Source organism: Streptomyces koelreuteriae (genome assembly GCF_018604545.1).
GTDB lineage: Bacteria > Actinomycetota > Actinomycetes > Streptomycetales > Streptomycetaceae > Streptomyces > Streptomyces koelreuteriae.
On the sequence record NZ_CP075896.1, the window covers coordinates 6,615,174 to 6,634,000 of the forward strand.

Sequence of the window (18,827 nt, forward strand, 5' to 3'; positions counted from 1 at the left end):
TCACCGCCGGACCGGCTCGATGCCCTCCAGTGTCGGCACCACCGGCTTGATGCTGCCGTCGGCCGCGAACTCCATGCGGTCGACGGTGGTCTCGCGGTGCATGCCGTCGCCGCCCGGCAGACCCGGGCCGTTGAGGGCGAAGCGGTGGTAGACCATGTACCAGTCGTCGGTGCCGGGGGTGTTCACCACCGAGTGATGGCCGGTGCCGAGGATGCCGTACTCGGGCCGCTTCTGAAGGATCGTCCCGCGCTTGGTCCACGGGCCGAGCGGGGACGGACCCGTCGCATAGGCCACGTGGTAGTTCTCGCTGCGGGTGTCGTCCTCCGACCACATGAAGTAGTACGTGCCCTTCCGCTTGATCACGAAGGAGCCCTCGCGGAAGTTGTCCGGGGTGATGTCCTTCACCTTCGACGCGTCGAAGGACACCATGTCGTCGCCCAGCGGCACGACATACCCGTGGCCGTTGCCCCAGTACAGATACGCCTGGCCGTCGTCGTCCGTGAAGACCGCCGGGTCGATCATCTGGCCCTTGAGCGCCCCGCCCTTGGGGACCAGGGGCTTGCCGAGCGCGTCCTTGAAGGGGCCGGCGGGGGAGTCGGCCACCGCCACGCCGATCTGCTGTTCGGCGCAGAAGTAGAAGTAGTACTTGCCGTTCCGCTCGGCGATCGCGGGCGCCCAGGCGTTCTTGTCGGCCCAGCTCACATCCGGACCGAGGTCGACGATGACGCCGTGGTCCTTCCAGTTGACCAGGTCCTTCGACGAGTACGCCTTGAACTTGGTGCCGCTCCAGCCCTCGAAGCCGTCCGTCGTCGGGTAGATCCAGTATCTGCCGTCGAGATAGTGCACGTCGGGGTCGGCGTTCAGGCCGGGCAGCAGCGGGCTGCGGGTGCGGACCGCCGCGACCGTCCAGACGCGCTTGGTGCCGTCGGCCGCTGTGACGGTGTACTTCTGCGGCGTGCGGAAGTCGCGGCGCGTGCCGGACTTCGGGCTCAGCTCGGCACCTTCACCCACCCAGAGCTTCGGGGCGAGGTCGCGCAGGTCGGCCTTGGGCTGCATCGGCAGGACGACCTTCGAGGCGCTGTCCGTGACGATCGAGTAGCCCTTCTGGTGCTTCGCCGTCGCGTCCACCACCGAGGTGGAGGTGCTCGGGTAGGCCGCCAGCAGCCGGTCGTACTCCTTCTGCGTCACCGGGAGCACCGTGCCGTGCCGGGGGCTCGCCGGGAGCTGATAGTTCGTGGACGGGGTCCACTTGCCCGAGGCGAGGTCGGTGGTCTCGAACGGCAGATAGCCGCGGCCGCCGTACTCGTCGATGAACAGGTACCACTTCTTCTCGGTGTTCGACTTGAACACCGTCGGGCCCTCACCGCGGTCCATCGCGCCCTTGCCGATGCAGTCGGCCACGAAGTCGTACTTCGTCGAGGTCAGGGAGGTCGACTTCTCGCCGGTGATGAACTTCGAGCAGGGGCTGGAGGAGGTGGGGTCCCGCTCGTCCTTGGTGTAGCGGTAGTACTCGTCCTTGTACTTCACGACCGTGGAGTCGATGACCGAGTAGCCCGGGTCGTTCCAGACCTTCGGCTCGCTGAAGGTGCGGAAGTCCTTCGTGGTCGCGTACATCATCTTGTTGTACGTGTCGCCCTTGTGGTCCGGGTCGTCGTCGGTGTAGAGCTTCGACGCCCAGAAGACGACGTACTCACCGAGCTTGTCGTCCCAGTAGGCCTCCGGGGCCCAGGTGTTGCCCGCGGTGTCCGGGGAGACCTTCACCAGGCGCTGGTCGGTCCAGTTGACCAGGTCGGTGGACTCCCAGACCATGATCGACTTGCTGCCGTGCCGCTGCACGTCGTCCCAGCTCCCGCTGGAGTTCTTGTACATCCTGAGGTCGGTGGCGATCAGGAAGAACTTGTCGCCCTTCGGGGAGCGGATGACGAACGGGTCGCGCAGCCCCTTCTCGCCGATCGTCGAGGTCAGGACCGGCTTGCCGGCGTTCAGCTCACGCCAGTGCAGCGCGTCGTTGCCCCGGCTGAGGGCGTAGCGGATCTGCTCGCCGTCGGCGGTGCCCTCGCCCGTGAAGTAGGCGAAGAGATAACCGGCGTACTTGGAGTGCTTCACGGGTGGTGCTCCGGGGTCTGCGGTGCTGGGCGGCGCCGTGAGGAGAGTCAGGAGAAGGCCGGTCAGGGCCACGAAGGGAAGCAGAAGCGTGCGGGGGCGCATGACACTTCCTGTCGGAGTGTGGGGGATTCTGTTGGCTATCGGCCCTCGGAGTTTCACCGGACGGGGGCAGGGCGTCAACGGGTGTGCATGAGGCCGGTGGTTCCGAAAGTTTCGGAACCCGGGCGCGGCTGTGCACGTGACGGCGGCAACGGCGGCAACCCTTTCCCGGCCCGGCGGCGACTGCTGGGCGGAAACGGATCGGAGCGGGCCCCTCCGAACCCGCTTCCGCCCCTCATCCCCCCAGGAAAGGAACGCTCCGTGCTGCTCAGCACCGGACGCCACCGCAGGACCCGTACGCTCACCATCGCCGCCGCCGTGGCGGTGACCGCGGGGGCGGGCGGCGTCTACCTCGGGCTGACGAGCGGCGGCGCCCAGGCCGCCTCGGCCGCGGTCACCGTCTCCACCGCGGCCCAGCTCGAAGCGGCCGTGAAGAACGCCACCGCCGGCACCGTCATCCAGGTCCGCGGCGGCACCTACCACCCGGCCGCGACCCTCAAGTCCACGGCGAACGGCACGAGTTCCGCACGCATCACCCTGCGGCCGTACGGCAGCGAGAAGGTGCGCATCGACGGCTCCAAGCTGCCCGCCGGATCCTGGCTGGCCGGGATCTACGGCGACTACTGGACCGTCCAGGACCTGTCCTTCGTCAACGCCCCGGCCCAGGGCTTCGTCGCCACCTCCTCGGCCGGCGGTGTGTTCAGGAACCTCGTCACCGCCGACAACGGCGACTCCGGCTTCACCCTGCGCGGCGACGGCACCACCGGCAACCTCGTGCAGAACCTCGACAGCCACGGCAACTACGACCCAGCCGGGCACGGCCAGAACGCCGACGGCATCGCCGTGAAGTTCGGCTCCGGCACGGGCAACCGGATCACCGGCGCCCGGCTGTACAACAACTCCGACGACGGCCTCGACCTCTGGCAGTTCTCCTCGCCGGTGACCATCGAGCACTCCTGGGCCTTCGGCAACGGCAAGAACCGCTGGAACGACCCGGCCTTCGAGGGCAACGGCAACGGCTTCAAACTCGGCGGCGGGGGAGCCTCCGTCGCCCACGTCGTCAACAACAACGCGGCCTGGGACAACACGCTGCACGGCTTCACCGAGAACTCCAACACCGGCGCCATCGCCCTGAACCGCAACACCGCCTACGCCAACGCCCAGAACGGCTTCTACTTCGCCACCGGCAAGGCCCGCCTCGGCAAGAACCTCGCGGTCAAGGACAAGGGCGGCCCCGTGAAGCGCGGCTCCTCCACGGTCTCCGCCGGCAACAACTGGGACAGCGGCGTCACCACCCCGCCCTTCAGGTCGACCGACGCGGCCGGCGCGTACGCGGCACGCAAGACGGACGGCTCCCTGCCCGCGACGACGTTCCTCACGACCGGCTCCACGACCATCGGCTCGACGATGGACTAGGCGGCCGTCGCACGGCTGCACATGCCGACGCCCCCGCCGGTTCGCACCGACGGGGGCGTCCTGCCGGTCGGCCGAGGGGGGCTCGGCCGGTACCGTCCGACCGTCCGGAGGGGGGCTCCGGAGGGTCGGGTGCCGAAGGTCCGGCTGGGGGACCGGACGTCCGGCGTCCGGCCCGCCCGAGGGATGATTCGGGCGGGCCGGAGTTCAGATGGGGCGTCGCATCACTGGTAGCTGATGTCGGAGGCCTTGAACTTGCAGGTCTTGCCGTCCGGGCCCGGCGGCTTCAGCTCCGTCGGCTCCTTGCCGGTGTTGTTGCCCTTGAAGCGCACACACGTCTTGATCTTCTTCTTGCTGTCGCCGTGGATGCGGATCTTCGACAGGGTGGCGGTGTCGCCGTAGTTCTCGTTCACGCCGACGATCGAGTTCATCGGCGCCGTGACGTCGATGTCGTTGAGCACGATCGTGCGCTTGGCTTGCGTTCCGCAGTTGCCGCAGGAGCGGACCAGCTTGCCGGCGTTCTGCACCTGGAAGCCCGACACGTTCAGCGTGCCGGCGCCGTTGAACTGCAGCACCTTGTCGTCGGCGTTCTTCGCGCCGCCGCCGATCACCTTGTACACCGCCGAGGAGGACTTGCCCTTGAAGCTGGCCGCGTCCTCGCCGACGTCCAGCCACCATACGTTCTGCAGCGTGCAACTGCCCTTGCAGTGCACGCCGTCCGCAGCCGGGGTGCCGATGATGACGTTCTTCAGCGTGGCGCCGTCGGCCAGCTCGAACAGAGGGTCCTGGCCCTCGTCCTGGCTGTCGCCGCCGAGCGCGCCGCTGCCGTAGAACTTCTTCATCCCGCCGTCGTGCACACCGGAGACTGGGATGGTCTTCGACACGGGCTTGCTGCCCGTGTCCGAGGGCCAGGAGGACGCGGCGCCCGCGGTGGACAGCAGCGACGTGGTGACGATCGCCGCTCCCGTGATGCCGAACGCGGACAGTCCGGCGATCACCGCCCGCCGCTTGGTGACGCTGCGGCGATGGCGGACGCGCTGTTCTGCTGGTGCAGTCATGTACCGATTCCTCGAATGGGGGGTGACTCTTTGCGCGTAGGGGTCGTCACCGGTGAGGAAAGGGTTGCCGCGTCTTCGGATTTTTTTCAAACGCGTGTTTCAGGCCCGGTCGCGCCCGGTCGCCGACGTCCGAGCCAGCCAGCCGCCGCCCGTCGCGATGCCGCCGTTCGGCTCGGGTGCGGCGAAGGGCGGGGTGTCCTGCCGGCAGGTCGTTCCGACGGGCGGCAGGGTGCCGTCGATGAGGTAGCGGATCTCGTGGCCCTGGACGCAACTGCTGGGGTTGAGCAGGGCCGTGTGCCCGTACCCGTCGTTGGTGAGCAGCCGGGCATCGGCCAGCTCGGAGGCCATGGCCTGCGCGGCCGTGTAGGGCGTGGAGGGGTCGTATCCGGTGCCGACGACCAGGATGGGGTGCGCGGTCGGCTTGTTCCACGGGCCGCGGTAGCGGTGTGCGGCGACCGCGGGCCAGGTGGCGCATCCCGAGGAGGCCCAGGTCCAGAAGCGTCCGGCGACCCCGTTGCGGGCGGCGCTCTCCTCCTCGAAGGAGTGGTAGGCCTCGGGGTCACGCGGATTGGGGCTGTCGGCGCAGAGCACGGCGGCGCCCTGCTCCTCACCCGCGTACGGGTTCGGGTTCGGCACCGGGGGCGCGGGCGGCAGCGGGGGCGGCTCCGGTGTGCGGCCCTGCCACAGGTCCTGCAGCCGGCCCGCGAGCAGCGTCCACCCCGGGTGGACGATGTAGAGGCTGTTCACCATGTCGTCGACGGTGGCGGAGTAGGTGTACGGGCCCACCGGCTCGTCCCTCAGCCGCCGCAGGAGCCGGTCGAACTTGTCCCGGGTCGCCTTCGGGCTGCCCGCGGAGAAGGCGCAGCGCGCGGTGGTGGTGGATCCGCACAGCTCCAGGAACTTGTCGATGGTCGCCGCCGCGCTGCGGTCGGAGCCCAGGCGGAGGAAGCTCGGGAGCCGGGCGTCGTCGGAGCCGCGGTTCGTCCAGGCCTGGGGATCCCAGTCGCTGTCGAGCACCAGTGCGCGGACCTTGTCCGGATAGAGATTGGCGTAGGTGGCGCCGAGGTATGTGCCGTAGGAGATGCCGAGGTAGGTGAGCTGCGCGTCACCGACCGCCCGGCGGAGTCCGTCGAGGTCGCGGGCGGTGTCGGCGGTGGACACATGGCGCAGCAGCTCGGGGTTCCGCCGCTCGCAGCGCCGGCTCAGATCCCGGTACGCCTCGATCCAGGTCGCCCGCTCCTTCGCGCCGACCGGGAAGCCCACGGCGTGCCCGCCGGCCCATTCGGCGGCCGCCTCGGGGCTCCCGAAGCAGTTCACCGCGGTGCTGTTGCCGATCCCGCGCGGGTCCCAGCTCACGATGTCGAACCGCTCCCGCACCTCGCGCGGGAACGCCTCGTAGTTCTGCGGCATCTGGACCGTTCCCGGCCCGCCGGGCCCGCCCGGGTTGAAGAACAGGCTGCCGATACGGCGGCCGGGATCGGTCGCCTTGCGTCTGACGACGGCCAGCTCGATGGTGCGGCCGCCCGGGTCGTCGTAGTCCAGGGGCACCTTCGCGGTCGCGCAGTCGTACGGGCTGCCCTGGACGCAGGGGCTCCAGTCCAGCGTCGGGGCCGGCCCCGAGGGGGCGGGTCCGCCTCCGGCCACGGCGAGGTGCTGCCCGGTCACTACGGTCGAGCAGGTCACCAGCGCGACGACGGCCGCGGCACCACGCCGTCGGCTCCTGCTCGGTCGGGATATACGCATGCTCGTGCCCTCCACGGCCTCGCGCCCGGCGCCCGTACGCGTTGGAGGCCGGCACGCATCCGCATCCACGCCACCTTGGGCAGACGCCCGGCGCGAGCCGACCGAGGCCGAATGGCCGAACGGCCGAACGAGGGAGCCAGCGACCCGAACGGGAACCGCACGCCCCGTCTGGGGACTCTGCGAGTCGAGCGGGGAACCCTGCGAGCCGAACCGGGACATGACGAGCCGAATCCGGCCCGTCGAGCCGAATCCGGCCCGTCGAGCCGAACCGAGCCCTACGAGTCGCCCCCGGCCTCGTCCGCACCGCCCGCGCTCTCCCCACCGTCTTCGCCGGCCACCGCCGCGAAGCCCCCTCCCACCGACACCCGCTCCGACCCCGCCGCGGCCGTCACCGTGTAGCGGTCCCCGCCCGCGTCACGCCCCCCGCGGTCGTGGTCGAACTGGCCCGCGAAGACCCACTCGCCGGCCGGGACCTTGCGGCCCTCCTTGAGGGTCCAGGTGTAGACGAGGGAGCCGTCCCGCTCGCCGACCGTGAGCGTGAAGTCGTTCTCGGGCAGCGACCGCCAGGCGCCCGCGTCGGAGACCCCGCCGGTCTGGGCCACGCTCAACCGCACGGTCAGCGCGGTCAGTTCCTCACGGGTCTTGATCGTGATGTTGCTCTGCGCCCAGAAGTCGTTGCTGTGCGGGTCGACGGAGCCGTCCGACCACAGCGGCCCGTCCTCGGTGGCGGTGGAGGCGGCGGGCGGCCGCGGGGTGACGGAGGCGCTCGGCTTCCCGGAGGGCGGCGGGGCGGACTCGCGGCGCTCCGGCGAGGCGCTCGGCGTGGGGTCCGCCGGTGGCACGGGTGGCCGGCTCGTCGCCTCCGGCGACGGCGTGGGCGTCGGCGACGTCGCCACCTCCTGCTGCGGCGGGGCGGCCTCGTCCTTCACCGCGGACGCGACCGCGTAACCGCCCACGGCCAGCACGCCCGCCACTGCGGCCGTCGCCCCGGCCACCCGCATCCAGCCGAACACCGGCGGACGCGTGGCCCGATGGGCGGACACGGCCGGACCGGCCATGCCGCGCTCGACCCGGGCCAGGATGCTCTCCCGGTCGGGCTCGTGCCCCCCGGCCGCCTCGTGCAGCCGGGCGCGCAAGTCCTCGTGCACGTCCCGCCGCATGGTCATCGGTCCCTCCCTCCGCCCTCACCGGTGCGCGCCCGCAAGCCCTCCACGGCGGGCGAGCAACGGGGCGCGCCCACCGTCGCGTGCATGCGCTGCGGCACTCCCTTCGTGCCCAGCAACCGCTGCAGTTCGGCCATCCCCTTCGAGGTCTGGCTCTTCACCGTACCCACCGAGACGCCGAGGGCGAGCGCGGTGTCCTTCTCCGACAGGTCGAACGCGTGTCGCAGCACCACACAGGCCCGCTTGCGGAACGGCAGCCTGCGCAACGCCTCCTGGACGTCGACCACGCCCGCGACGTCCGGGTTCTCGATGTTCTCCTCGCGCTGCGACCAGAACAGGGCGATCCGCCGCCGCTCGCGCACCGCGCTGCGGATGCGGGTGCGGGCCAGGTTGGCGACCACCCCGCGGGCGTACGCCGCCGGATGGTCGGCGGCGCGCACCCGGTCCCAGCGGTGCCACAGCGCCAGTAACGCGTCCGCCGCCAGATCGTCGGCGGTGTCCGACTCGCCCGTCAACAGGTAGGCCAGGCGGGACAGTTCGGCGTAGTGGCGCTCGAAGAAGGCGTGGAACTCCACGGAGGCGGCGTCGTCGACGACTGTGCCCACGGGCGACCTCTCCTCGCAGCGGCTTCGGGCACTCCCGGACGGGGGCGCCAGTGCGTGTCATGTAGATGACATGTGATCATCCGGGGGAGGCCCGGACGAGATCGGGAAGCGTAGCAGCGTTCATCAGGATGGTTCGTACGGAGCTTCGAACAACGTATGGCGGGCCGGACTTCGATTCCGTAACACGAAGAAAACCTGAACGTGGTTCAACGCGAGGAAAATCCAGCCAGCACCCGCACACCGATCACCCAGGCATCAAGGAGCACTCGTCATGTCCGAATCGCAGAAGGTGGCCGACCGGTCCGACGCCGCACCACCAGCGGTGAACAGCGTCGACCGGTTCTTCAAGATCTCCGAGCGGGGGTCCACCTTCGGCCGTGAGATACGCGGCGGCTTCGCCACGTTCTTCACGATGGCCTACATCCTTGTCCTGAATCCCATCATCCTGGGCAGCGCGAAGGACAAGTTCGGGCACCAGCTGGACGCCGTCCAACTCACCACCGCCACCGCCCTGGTGGCCGCGGTCATGACGATCATCATGGGCGTGGGCGGCAATCTGCCCCTCGCGCTCGCCGCCGGACTCGGCCTGAACGCCGTGGTCGCCTTCCAGATCGCCCCGCTGATGAGCTGGGACGACGCGATGGGCCTGATCGTCCTCGAAGGCCTGCTGATCTGCGTGCTGGTGGTGACCGGTCTGCGCGAGGCCGTCATGCACGCCATACCCCAGCCGCTCAAGCAGGCGATCAGCGTCGGCATCGGCCTGTTCATCGCCTTCATCGGCTTCGTCGACGCCGGGTTCGTCACCCGCATCCCGGACGCCGCCAACACCACCGTGCCCGTTCAGCTCGGCGGCACCGGCACCCTCGCCGGCTGGCCGATGCTCGTCTTCTGTCTCGGACTGCTGCTGACGCTCGCCCTGCTCGCCCGCAAGGTCAAGGGCGCCATCCTCATCAGCATCGTCGGCATGACGGCGGTGGCCCTCGTGATCAACTCCATCGCCGACATCAAGACCTGGGGCCTGACCACACCCTCCTGGCCCAGCAACCTCGTCGACACCCCCGACTTCGGACTCATCGGCGACTTCGACCTGTTCGGCGCGTTCGGCGCCCCCGGCGTCGGCGTCATCACCGTCGTCCTGCTGATCTTCACCCTGATCCTGTCCGACTTCTTCGACACCATGGGCACGGTCGTCGGCGTCAGCGCCGAGGCGGGTCTGCTGGACGAGGACGGCAAGGTCCCGAACCTCGGCCGGGTGCTGCTGATCGACGGTGCCGCGGCGGTCGCGGGCGGCGCCGCCTCCGCCTCCTCGGCGACCTCCTACATCGAGTCGGCGGCCGGCGTCGGCGAGGGCTCGCGCACCGGCTTCTCCAACCTCGTCACCGGCGGCCTGTTCGCCCTCGCGCTGTTCCTGACCCCGCTGCTCACCATCGTCCCGCTGCAGGCGGCCGCCCCGGCCCTGGTCGCCGTCGGGTTCCTGATGATGACCCAGGTCAAGCACATCGACTGGGACCGGTACGACATCGCCATCCCCGCGTTCCTCACCATCGCCGTGATGCCGTTCACCTACTCCATCACCAACGGCATCGGCGCCGGCTTCCTCGCCTACGTCGTCATCAAAACCGTGCTCGGCAAGGCCAAGGAGGTCCACTGGCTGCTGTGGGGGACCTCGGCGCTGTTCCTCGTGTACTTCGCGATCGACCCCATCGAGCAGCTGCTCGGCGCCAAGTAGGGCCTGGGGCAAGGCGAAGGGCCGCCCCCGGGGGGAAGGGGGCGGCCCATCTGTCTGTAGAGACGGCTTTCGTACGGCGAAGGTTCAGTCGGGGGTTCAGCCCTTCAGCGCCGCTTCCATCATCGCCTTGGCGACCGGAGCCGCCAGGCCGTTGCCGCTGACCTCCGAGCGGGCCGCGTTCGACTGCTCGACCATGACCGCCACGGCTACCTCCTTGCCCGACGAGTCGGACTTCCCGTAGGAGGTGAACCAGGCGTACGGCACCTGGCTGTTGTTCTCGCCGTGCTGGGCGGTGCCGGTCTTGCCGCCCACGGTCGCGCCCGCGATCTGCGCGTTCGAGCCGGTGCCCTTGTTCACGACCGTCTGCATCGCTGACTGCAACTGCTCGGCCGTCGAGGAGCTGACGATCTCCTTCGAGTCCGCCTCGTCGTCGTAGTCCTCCAGCACATCCCCGCCGCTGTTGGTGATCTGCGAGACCATGTGCGGCGAGACCAGCTTGCCGTCGTTGGCGATGGCCGCCGACACCATGGCCATCTGCAGCGGGGTCGCGGTGACGTCGAACTGGCCGATGCCCGTCAGGGCGGTCTGCGACGGGTACATGTCCGAGGGGTACACGCTCGTGTAGGCCCGGACCGGCACATCCAGGTTGTCGTCGTTGAAGCCGAACTTCTCGGCCATCGCCTTCACCTTGTCCTGGCCGAGCTCGACGGCCATCTTCGCGAAGACGTTGTTGCACGAGTACTGCAGCGCCGTGCGGATCGTGGCATCCGTGCAGGGCGCGTTCGGGTTCTCGTTCGACAGCTTCGTGCTGGTGCCCGGCAGTGTGTACGGGTCCGGGCTGTCGGTCTTGTCGTCCACCGAGTCGTACAGCCCGTCCTCCAGCGCCGCCGCGGCCACGACCAGCTTGAACGTCGAGCCGGGCGGCAGCGGCTGCCGCAGCGCACGGTTGGTCAGCGGCTTCTCCGGGTCGCTCGTCAGCTTCTTCCAGGCCGCTCCGGCGGTGTTGGCGTCCGTCAGCGACGAGGGGTCGTACGACGGCGTCGACACGACCGCGAGGATCTTCCCGGTCTTCGGGTCGATGGCGACGGCGCCGCCCTTCTTGTCGCCGAGCGAGTCGATGGCGGCCTTCTGCACGTCCGGGTCGATGGTGGTGACCACGTTGCCCGGTTCGGCCCGCTGGTTGGTGACGGTGTCCATCACGGACTTCAGCCGGTTGTCCGTGCCGTTCAGCAGGTCGGTGTAGATGCCCTCCAGCTGCGTCGGCGCGTACGCCTGCGAGGCGTAGCCCGTCACCGCCGCGTACCGCTCACCGTCCGTGTATGTGCGCTTGTACTTGAGGTCGCCCGTCTTCGTCTGGGTCGAGCCGGTGACCGACCGGCCGCCCACGATGATGTTCCCGAGCGGCGCCGAGTACGTCTCGATGGCGTTCCGCCGGTTGTCCTTGTCGTCTGCGAGCGCCTGACCCTCGTAGAACTGCACCCAGGTCGCCCTGACCAGCAGAGCGAACACCAGCAGCAGCGCGAAGACCGACGCGCGCCTGATCGTCTTGTTCATCCCGAACATGAGGACGAACCAGGAGGGGCGGATCGTTCCCGCCCGTCCGTTTTCTCATCTCCCGTTCAGAAAGCCCGCCTCGTACGCCGCGATGACCGCCTGCGTACGGTCCCGTGTGCCCGTCTTGGCCAGCACCGCCGCCACGTGCGACTTCACCGTGGCGGGGCCGACCTCCATCCGGCGGGCGATCTCCGCGTTGGTCTGCCCCTCCGCCATGTGCCGCAGGACCTCCCGCTCGCGTCCCGTGAGCTTCGCCACCCATGCGGGCGGCGCGGGGTGCGCGCGAGCGTGCTCGGTCGCCAGGGTGCGGACGGCCGCCGGGAACAGCAGGCTGTCGCTGCGCGCCACCAGCCGGACCGCCTGCACGAGCGCGTCGGCGTCCGCCCGCTTCAGCAGGAACCCGGCGGCTCCGGCGCGCAGCGCGTCGTAGACGTAGGAGTCGTTCTCGAAGGTCGTCACGACGACGATCCGGGGCGGCTCGTCCAGCGTGGCCAGGATCTGTTCGGTGGCGCGGATGCCGTCGATCTCCGGCATCCGCACGTCCATGAGGACGACGTCCGGCCGCAGCTCCCGGACGACCGACACGGCCTCGGCACCGGTGGCCGCCTCGCCCACCACCTCCAGGTCCGGCTCGGCGGAGAGGATGGCGCGCAGCGCGGTGCGCACCATGCGCTCGTCGTCGGCCAGGACGACACGGACGGGTGCCGGGCGCGTCATACGGGTCCTTTCGTCGTCGCGGGCCTTCGTACGGTCCCGTCATTCAGGTCTCTTCATTCAGGTCTCTTCATCGGCAGGCGTACGCGCAGCCGCCAGGTCTGTGCGGAGGTCGGCCCGGCCGTCGACGTCCCGCCCAGCAGCCTGGCCCGGTCCGCGATGCCCCGCAGCCCGTGGCCGCCGCCGGGCCGGGAGGGCGCCGGGCCGGTCACCGGATTCTCCACGGTGATCTCCAGCTCCCCGTCCGCCACCGCGATCCGCACGTCCACGGCGACCCGGTGCCCGGCGTGCCTGAGGGCGTTGCTCAGCCCCTCCTGCACGATGCGGTAGGCCTCGCGGGACAGCAGCGGAGGCAGCGCCTCCGGGTCGGCTTCGATCGTGGCCGTGACCCGGGCCCCGCCCGCCCGGGTACGGGACAGCAGGCCGTCGAGGTCGCCGGCGAGGGTGGGTGCCGGGGCCGTCCCGGGGCCGTCGCCCTCGCGCAACACGCCCAGCACGGCGTCGAGTTCGCCGACGGTACGCCGGGTCGTGTCCTCGATCGCGGCGAGCGCCTCGCGCACGAACTCCGGGTCGGAGTCGAGGACCCGGCGGGCCGCGCTCGCCTGGAGGGTGACCGCGCTCAGCGCGTGCCCGACCGAGTCGTGCAGCTCCCGCGCCAGCCGGTTGCGTACGGCGAGGTCGGCGGCGCGTGCCTCCGCCGCCGCCAGCCGGCCCTCGGGAGACGGGCCGAGCAGGGCGGGCGCCCAGCGGGCCAGCAGCACACCGCCGCCTGCCGCGCAGCCCGCGAGGGCGACCAGCATCGCCGCGCCCGCGAGCGGCATGAGCGCCAACGCCCAGGCCTGGTCCAGGGCTTCGGGCACTCCGGACGGTGTGCCGCGCAGCCCGGCGATGAGCGGCAGCAGGATCAGCGCCACGGCGAACGGCGGCACGGCCAGCGACATCCCGGCGATGATCCCGCCCAGCCCGAGATGCAGCGTGAACCAGGCCGCCGTACGCCCCTTCTCGCCCCGCGTCCGGGCCGGTCCGAAGGCGAGCCGGTCCGCGTCGACACCGCACAGCCAGCGCACGGCGGCGGCCTCCAGCGGCCGGGTCAGCGGGAACACGGATGTGACGGCGGCGAGCGGCAGCCCCACCCCGAACGAGGCGAGCTGCAGGGGAAAGGACCCGAAGACGTCCGTGCTGCCGGTGGCCGGGCCGATGATCACCGAGCCCACCAGCACATACGGCATGGCGAGCGCGCCGCCGAGGATCAGATGGATCCAGCGCAGCCGCGCCCGCCGGCCGAACAGAAGCCGGGCGGCCTGTCTCACACCGCCCGCCGAGCGGTCCTGGCCGAGCGCTCCGCGAACCAGTAGACGCCGAGGGCGGCGACGAGGAAGCCGACGAGCATCTGCCCAGCGTAGGCGAGGCTCATCAGCGGCGTCGGACGGTCGGCGATGTCCTCCACACCGCCGAGCGAGGCCAGCGACAGCCAGCCGCCCCAGCAGGCCACGGCACCCGAGCCGACCCAGGCCAGCCCGAGCGGCACCGCCACGGGCAGGGCCCGGCCGCGCCGGAACGCCAGCAGGAAGCCAGCGGCGACGGCCGCGACGAGGAACACCACGTACACGGCCTCCAGGACGAGGAAGTCGGAGGTGCGGTCCGCCGCCCGGCCCTCACTGAGCCCGGCGCTCACACCACAGGCCCACAGGAGATGGACGGTGAGCGGCAGCAGGGCGAGCACGGCGGCCGCGACCGCCAGCGCGCGGTGGGCGGGCCCGGCCACCCCGACCGGCAGCTCCCACACCCGGCCGCGCCACAGGTGCCCCCAGCGGTCGCGGGCGTAGAGCACGAACAGGGCGCCCAGAGCGATCCCTTGGAGGATGAACCCGCTGTACACCACGGTGAACACCCAGGAGTGGAGGAAGGCGTCACGCCCCCGGCCCGGCGCGGCTCCGCCGCCGAACGCCCTCACGACCAGCTGCGCCGGGAACCCGGTCATGATCGGCGCGAGCAGCCCGGTGGCGACCCACACCGGGAACGCCAACAACCAGGCGGGCACCCTCAGACCCCACGGCCGGGTCAGCACCAGCGCCAGCACGATCACCCCGCTGTCCAGCAGCACGGAGAGAGCGTTGATCACGGCCATGCCGACACGGTCGTCGAGCAGGGCGCTCCCCTCGGGGATACCGATGTGGCTACCGGCGATCCAGGCGGCCTTGAGCCCGAGGTACGGCAGACACGAGAGGACGGCGACGGCACGCAGCAACCGCCGGGGGCGGCTCGGACGGACGGCGGGGCGGGGAGCGGCGACGGGAGTGATCGACTGCGTCATGCGATCAGGCTCCCGCGCGGGAGGCGGACGGCACGTCCTGCACGGTGACGATCCGCCTCCGCCGCACGGGGGAGACCCTTGGGGCGTTTCTCAGCCCTCCAGGATCAGCACCGTCTCGTCGATCTCGGCGTCCCGGGCCTGCGCGTACCCCCGGGCCGACGCCACGACACGGAACCCGCACTTCTCCAGGACCCGCAGCGACCCCACGTTGTCCGAGGCCGCCCGCGCGTAGAGGGGACGCTCGTCCACCTCCGTCACCAGGGCCCGCAGGGCCTCGGTCGCGATGCCCTTGCCCCAGTACGCGCGGTCGACCCAGTACGTCACCTCGCGCTCGCCCGGCTCCCCGTACACCGCCGTGCTGCCGACCACGTCACCGTCGGCCAGCACGGTGCGGATCACGGCGGACGAGGAGCGGATCCTGGCCCAATGGGCGTCGAAGGCGGCCCGGTCGGCCGGGTCCTTGGGGGTGAAGGCGGCCATGTGCAGCGCCTCGGGGTCGTTCATCTGCCGGAAGAAGACCGGCAGATCGCTGTCGTGGACCGTACGCAGCTCGACATTCATGCCTCAGAGCCTACGGGTGGCCAGTGTCAGTCGGTCCCGGGCGTCGAACAGCGCGTCCTTCACCAGCTGTTCGTGCGCCGGCGTCAGCCGGGCCACCGGCACCGAGCAGCTGATCGCGTCCCGCGCCGGAGTGCGGTACGGGATCGCCACACCGAAGCAGCGCAGCCCCAGCGTGTTCTCCTCGCGGTCCACGGCGAAGCCCTGCTCCCGCACCTGGTGCAGCTCCTCGATGAGCTTCTCCCGGTCGGTGATGGTGTGCTCGGTCAGCGCGGGCAGCGTCTCCGGGAGCATCTTGCGGACCTGCTCGTCCGAGTACGTGCTCAGCAGCGCCTTGCCGAGGGACGTGGAGTGCGCGGGCAGCCGGCGGCCGACCCGGGTGAAGGGGCGCAGATAGTGCTGCGACTGACGGGTGGCGAGATAGACGACGTTCGTGCCGTCCAGCCGGGCCAGGTGGATGGTCTCCGTGGTGTCGTCCGAGAGCCGGTCCAGCGTCGGCCGGGCCGAGGCGACCACCTCGTCGCCGTCGATGTACGACGTGCCGACCAGCAGGGCCCGGACGCCGATGCCGTACCGCGTGCCCGTCGCGTCCGTCTCCACCCAGCCCAGCTCGACCAGGGTGCGCAGCAGCATGTACAGACTGGACTTGGGATACCCGACGGCCTCCTGGACCGCCGCGAGGGAGTGCATACCGGGACGGCCGGCGAAGTACTCCAGCAGTTCCACGGTCCGCACCGCGCTCTTGACCTGCGCACCGCCGCCTGTCTCGCCTGCCGACATCGCCCTTGACCCCTTCGTTCGACGAGAAGCTGGAGATATAGTCTCCGACAGCATTCATCATCAGAGACAGCGTTCAGTATATCGAACATCCCTGGTGATGACGTACATACTGCGGCATTGCATGCGGCAACGAATGTGGAGGGACCCGCGGTGGCAGCAGCACCAGTCTGGAGTGTCGACCCCCGAACCGGGAAGCAGCGCGAGCAGGTTGCGGTGGAGGCCACAGCCCAGGAGGTGGACGCCGCCGTCCGGGCCGCGGACGAGGCGCGGGGCGCACTCGCCGACCGGGCCGTCCGCTCGGCCTTCCTGCGCACCGCCGCCGACGAGCTGCAGGCGGCCAAGGACGGTCTCGTCGAGACCGCCGACGCCGAGTCCGCGCTCGGCCCGGTCCGGCTGACCGGCGAACTCGCCCGCACCTGCTACCAGCTTCGGGCCTTCGCCGACATAGTCGACGAGGGCGCCTTCCTCGACGTCGTCATCAACCACCCCGACGACACCGCGACCCCGCCGATCCCGGACCTGCGCCGCTACAAGGTGCCGCTGGGCGTCGTCGCCGTCTACTCGGCGTCGAACTTCCCCTTCGCCTTCTCGGTCGCGGGCGGCGACACCGCGAGCGCCCTCGCGGCCGGCTGCCCGGTCGTCGTCAAGGCCCACCCGGACCACCCGGCCCTGTCCGAGTACGTCGCCGTGGTGCTGCGCCGGGCCGCCGCCCGGCACGGCATCCCCGAGGGTGTCGTCGGGCTGGTGCACGGCTTCGAGGCCGGCGTCGAGCTGATCCAGCACCCGCTGGTCGCGGCGGCCGGCTTCACCGGCTCGGTGCGCGGTGGCCGTGCCCTCTTCGACGCGGCGGCCGCCCGCCCCGTCCCGATCCCCTTCCACGGCGAGCTGGGCTCCCTGAACCCGGTCGTCGTCACCGAGGCCGCGGCCGCCGAGCGCGCCGAGGCGATCGGCGCCGGCCTCGCCGGGTCGATGACGCTGGGCGTCGGCCAGTTCTGTGTGAAGCCGGGCCTCGTCCTCGCCCCCGCCGGTGCCGCCGGTGACGCGCTGCTGAAGTCCCTGACCGACGCCGTCAGCGACACCGACGCCGGTGTCCTGCTCGACCACCGCATGCGCGACAACTTCGTCGCCGGTGTCGCCGAGCGCGCGCGGCTCGCCGACGTGGAGTCCCCGGTCACGCCCGGCTCGGGCGGCGACCACACCGTCAGCGCGGGCTTCCTCACCGTCCCGGCGAGCCGGCTGGCCGCGGAGGGCGAGCACGATCTGCTGTTGGAGGAGTGCTTCGGGCCGGTCACCGTGGTGGCCCGCTACGAGGACGACGCCGAGGTGAAGGCGGTGCTGTCGCGGCTGCCGGGGAATCTCACGGCGACCGTGCAGCTCTCCGAGGAGGAGGCCGCGGGGGAGGGCCGGGGTTCCGAGATCCTGGCGGAGCTGACGCCGCTGGCCGGGCGTGTGCTGGTCAATGGGTGGCCGACGGGGGTTGCGGTCGCGCCCGCGCAGCATCACGGTGGGCCTTACCCGGCTACGACTTCTATGTCCACGTCGGTGGGGGGTACGGCTATCGAGCGGTGGTTGCGGCCGGTGGCGTACCAGAACGCGCCGTCTGCTTTGCTTCCTGCGGAGCTTCGGGATGACAACCCGTTGGGGCTGCCTCGGCGGTTCGACGGGCGGTTGGAGCGGTAGCGCCGTGGGGGGTGCGGTGAGTTGCGGGCTGCCGGTTCGTTGTGGCTTGTCGCGCAGTTCCCCGCGCCCCTTCAGGTGGGACCTGGAAGAGTTGGTTGGATGGATCTGGAACTTTCCGAACTTCCTTTCGGTCTGCGTACGTATGGGCCTGATGGTCACTGGTCTTATGAGGACGGGGTGCTGTCCGGGTGGGCCGGGCCCAGGCAGGATCGGTTCGTGCCGCCCACCGGGGAGGGGCTGGACCCCGCCGCCGACGCGCCGCGGCTGCTCGGGGCGCCCGAAGGGGACTTCCAGCTGATCGCCCGGGTCACCGTGGGGTTCGGTGCGGCCTTCGACGCGGGCGTGCTCTATGTGCATGTCGGGGAGCGGGCCTGGGCGAAGCTGTGTCTTGAGTACTCCCCGGACGTCCCCACCGTCTGCACGGTCGTCACCCGGGGCCACTCGGACGACGCCAACTCCTTCACTGTGGACGGCAGTTCCGTCTGGCTGCGGATCAGCCGCACCGGCCGGGCCTTCGGCTTCCACGCCTCCCGGGACGGCGAACACTGGACCTTCGTCCGCCTCTTCACCCTGGGCGAGGAGAAGGAGACGGGCGCGGCCCTGGTCGGCTTCATGACCCAGTCCCCGATGGGCGAGGGTTGCGTGGTGACGTACGACCACATCGAGTTCCGCCCGAACTGGCCGAAGGACCTGCGCGACGGCAGCTGAGGCTCGCCCGGGGGGGAACCGCCCCCTCGCCCGGCGCGTCCTGTGCTGCATGATCGAAACCAACCCGAATGTCGATGGTCTGGAGATCAGGACCGCACTGCCCGCCGAAGCCGGGGAGGTCGCCGCGTTACATCAGCGCGCCCGGGCCACCTACTACCCGGACGGGTTCCCGGACGACGGGGCCGACTGGCAGGGCCGGTGGCGGGAGGCGATAGGGAGGTCCGACGGGCGGGTGCTGTGCGCGGTGCGTGACGGGCGCCTGGCCGGGATCGCCTCCTTCCGCCGGGCGGAGGGGGCTCCCGCGGGCACCGTCACGCTGTTCCAGTTCCACGTCGACCCCGACCGCTGGCGCGCCGGAATCGGCACCGCCCTGCACACCGCGTGCGTCGCGGAGTGGCGGACCGGCGGGGTGCGTACGGCCTGGCTCGACGTGCATGTGAGCAATGAGCGGGCCCGGGGCTTCTACGGTCGCCAGGGGTGGGCAGCGGACCCGGAGTCGCCGGTCGCCCCGGACGATCACCACATGCGGCTGCGTCTCACCGTCCCGGGGAATGAAGCCCGCTGATTGAACGTTCACGCACTCGGCGGAGGGAGTCTCCGTAA

The 18,827-nt window shown here is 70.7% G+C and carries 16 protein-coding genes; 5 read left to right on the plus strand and 11 right to left on the minus strand.

Annotation, left to right across the window (positions count from 1 at the left end; genetic code table 11):
• Positions 1 to 2,208, minus strand: coding sequence for a family 43 glycosylhydrolase (locus tag KJK29_RS29795; protein ID WP_215122268.1), 2,208 nt, complete (start codon positions 2,206 to 2,208; stop codon positions 1 to 3).
• 258 nt (positions 2,209 to 2,466) lie between these two features.
• On the opposite strand from KJK29_RS29795, the gene KJK29_RS29800 reads away from it, so the two are divergent.
• Positions 2,467 to 3,621 (plus strand): right-handed parallel beta-helix repeat-containing protein, encoded by a 1,155-nt coding sequence (locus tag KJK29_RS29800; RefSeq protein ID WP_215122269.1) that lies wholly within the window; start codon positions 2,467 to 2,469, stop codon positions 3,619 to 3,621.
• Positions 3,622 to 3,842: 221 nt separating this feature from the next.
• Here KJK29_RS29800 and KJK29_RS29805 read toward each other — a convergent pair whose 3' ends face one another.
• The 4 genes from KJK29_RS29805 to KJK29_RS29820 all read right to left on the minus strand — a co-directional run bounded on the left by KJK29_RS29805 (position 3,843) and on the right by KJK29_RS29820 (position 8,187).
• Positions 3,843 to 4,676, minus strand: a complete 834-nt coding sequence (locus KJK29_RS29805) for a pectate lyase (RefSeq protein WP_215122270.1) — start codon at positions 4,674 to 4,676, stop codon at positions 3,843 to 3,845.
• A gap of 99 nt (positions 4,677 to 4,775) precedes the next feature.
• The gene (locus KJK29_RS29810) at positions 4,776 to 6,419 is read right to left on the minus strand and encodes an alpha/beta hydrolase (RefSeq protein ID WP_215122271.1); all 1,644 of its coding nucleotides are present in this window, start codon (positions 6,417 to 6,419) and stop codon (positions 4,776 to 4,778) included.
• 275 nt (positions 6,420 to 6,694) lie between these two features.
• Positions 6,695 to 7,585: a hypothetical protein gene (locus KJK29_RS29815; protein ID WP_215122272.1), complete on the minus strand. Its 891-nt coding sequence runs from the start codon at positions 7,583 to 7,585 to the stop codon at positions 6,695 to 6,697.
• Positions 7,582 to 8,187, minus strand: coding sequence for a SigE family RNA polymerase sigma factor (locus tag KJK29_RS29820; RefSeq protein ID WP_215122273.1), 606 nt, complete (start codon positions 8,185 to 8,187; stop codon positions 7,582 to 7,584). The genes KJK29_RS29815 and KJK29_RS29820 overlap by 4 nt, the downstream gene beginning before the upstream one ends.
• A gap of 271 nt (positions 8,188 to 8,458) precedes the next feature.
• On the opposite strand from KJK29_RS29820, the gene KJK29_RS29825 reads away from it, so the two are divergent.
• Positions 8,459 to 9,916, plus strand: coding sequence for an NCS2 family permease (locus KJK29_RS29825; RefSeq protein ID WP_215122274.1), 1,458 nt, complete (start codon positions 8,459 to 8,461; stop codon positions 9,914 to 9,916).
• Positions 9,917 to 10,012: 96 nt separating this feature from the next.
• Here the strand turns inward: KJK29_RS29825 and KJK29_RS29830 are convergent, their stop codons facing one another.
• From KJK29_RS29830 to KJK29_RS29855, 6 genes are all read right to left on the minus strand, one after another.
• On the minus strand, positions 10,013 to 11,470 hold the full coding sequence (locus KJK29_RS29830) for a peptidoglycan D,D-transpeptidase FtsI family protein (protein ID WP_215122275.1): 1,458 nt from the start codon (positions 11,468 to 11,470) through the stop codon (positions 10,013 to 10,015).
• A gap of 54 nt (positions 11,471 to 11,524) precedes the next feature.
• The gene (locus KJK29_RS29835) at positions 11,525 to 12,187 is read right to left on the minus strand and encodes a response regulator transcription factor (RefSeq protein ID WP_215122276.1); all 663 of its coding nucleotides are present in this window, start codon (positions 12,185 to 12,187) and stop codon (positions 11,525 to 11,527) included.
• A gap of 53 nt (positions 12,188 to 12,240) precedes the next feature.
• The gene (locus KJK29_RS29840; protein ID WP_215122277.1) at positions 12,241 to 13,494 is read right to left on the minus strand and encodes a sensor histidine kinase; all 1,254 of its coding nucleotides are present in this window, start codon (positions 13,492 to 13,494) and stop codon (positions 12,241 to 12,243) included.
• The gene (locus KJK29_RS29845) at positions 13,491 to 14,498 is read right to left on the minus strand and encodes a hypothetical protein (protein ID WP_215122278.1); all 1,008 of its coding nucleotides are present in this window, start codon (positions 14,496 to 14,498) and stop codon (positions 13,491 to 13,493) included. The genes KJK29_RS29840 and KJK29_RS29845 overlap by 4 nt, the downstream gene beginning before the upstream one ends.
• 90 nt (positions 14,499 to 14,588) lie before the next feature.
• Positions 14,589 to 15,059 carry a GNAT family N-acetyltransferase gene (locus tag KJK29_RS29850; RefSeq protein ID WP_215122279.1) on the minus strand — a complete coding sequence of 157 codons (471 nt, stop codon included), beginning with the start codon at positions 15,057 to 15,059 and terminating at the stop codon, positions 14,589 to 14,591.
• A gap of 3 nt (positions 15,060 to 15,062) precedes the next feature.
• A complete protein-coding gene (locus KJK29_RS29855; RefSeq protein WP_189730338.1) occupies positions 15,063 to 15,836 on the minus strand; it encodes an IclR family transcriptional regulator in 774 nt (257 codons plus the stop codon).
• Positions 15,837 to 15,986: 150 nt separating this feature from the next.
• Between KJK29_RS29855 and KJK29_RS29860 the strand changes: the two genes are divergently transcribed.
• From KJK29_RS29860 to KJK29_RS29870, 3 genes are all read left to right on the plus strand, one after another.
• Entirely contained in the window at positions 15,987 to 17,516 is a 1,530-nt protein-coding gene (locus KJK29_RS29860) for an aldehyde dehydrogenase (NADP(+)) (RefSeq protein WP_215122280.1), read from the plus strand.
• 99 nt (positions 17,517 to 17,615) lie between these two features.
• A complete protein-coding gene (locus tag KJK29_RS29865) occupies positions 17,616 to 18,224 on the plus strand; it encodes a DUF1349 domain-containing protein (RefSeq protein ID WP_215122281.1) in 609 nt (202 codons plus the stop codon).
• A 49-nt stretch (positions 18,225 to 18,273) separates the two neighbouring features.
• Positions 18,274 to 18,789 carry a GNAT family N-acetyltransferase gene (locus KJK29_RS29870; RefSeq protein WP_215122282.1) on the plus strand — a complete coding sequence of 172 codons (516 nt, stop codon included), beginning with the start codon at positions 18,274 to 18,276 and terminating at the stop codon, positions 18,787 to 18,789.
• Positions 18,790 to 18,827: the final 38 nt, after the last annotated feature.

Bases quoted from the DNA above. Each gene is read 5' to 3' on its own strand.
- KJK29_RS29825 (WP_215122274.1), top strand. From the start codon at position 8,459: ATGTCCGAATCGCAGAAGGTGGCCGACCGGTCCGACGCCGCACCACCA.
- KJK29_RS29830 (WP_215122275.1), bottom strand. From the start codon at position 11,470: ATGAACAAGACGATCAGGCGCGCGTCGGTCTTCGCGCTGCTGCTGGTG.
- KJK29_RS29805 (WP_215122270.1), bottom strand. From the start codon at position 4,676: ATGACTGCACCAGCAGAACAGCGCGTCCGCCATCGCCGCAGCGTCACC.
- KJK29_RS29795 (WP_215122268.1), bottom strand. From the start codon at position 2,208: ATGCGCCCCCGCACGCTTCTGCTTCCCTTCGTGGCCCTGACCGGCCTT.
- KJK29_RS29810 (WP_215122271.1), bottom strand. From the start codon at position 6,419: ATGCGTATATCCCGACCGAGCAGGAGCCGACGGCGTGGTGCCGCGGCC.
- KJK29_RS29845 (WP_215122278.1), bottom strand. From the start codon at position 14,498: ATGACGCAGTCGATCACTCCCGTCGCCGCTCCCCGCCCCGCCGTCCGT.
- KJK29_RS29850 (WP_215122279.1), bottom strand. From the start codon at position 15,059: ATGAATGTCGAGCTGCGTACGGTCCACGACAGCGATCTGCCGGTCTTC.
- KJK29_RS29855 (WP_189730338.1), bottom strand. From the start codon at position 15,836: ATGTCGGCAGGCGAGACAGGCGGCGGTGCGCAGGTCAAGAGCGCGGTG.
- KJK29_RS29865 (WP_215122281.1), top strand. From the start codon at position 17,616: ATGGATCTGGAACTTTCCGAACTTCCTTTCGGTCTGCGTACGTATGGG.
- KJK29_RS29870 (WP_215122282.1), top strand. From the start codon at position 18,274: ATGATCGAAACCAACCCGAATGTCGATGGTCTGGAGATCAGGACCGCA.
- KJK29_RS29815 (WP_215122272.1), bottom strand. From the start codon at position 7,585: ATGACCATGCGGCGGGACGTGCACGAGGACTTGCGCGCCCGGCTGCAC.
- KJK29_RS29835 (WP_215122276.1), bottom strand. From the start codon at position 12,187: ATGACGCGCCCGGCACCCGTCCGTGTCGTCCTGGCCGACGACGAGCGC.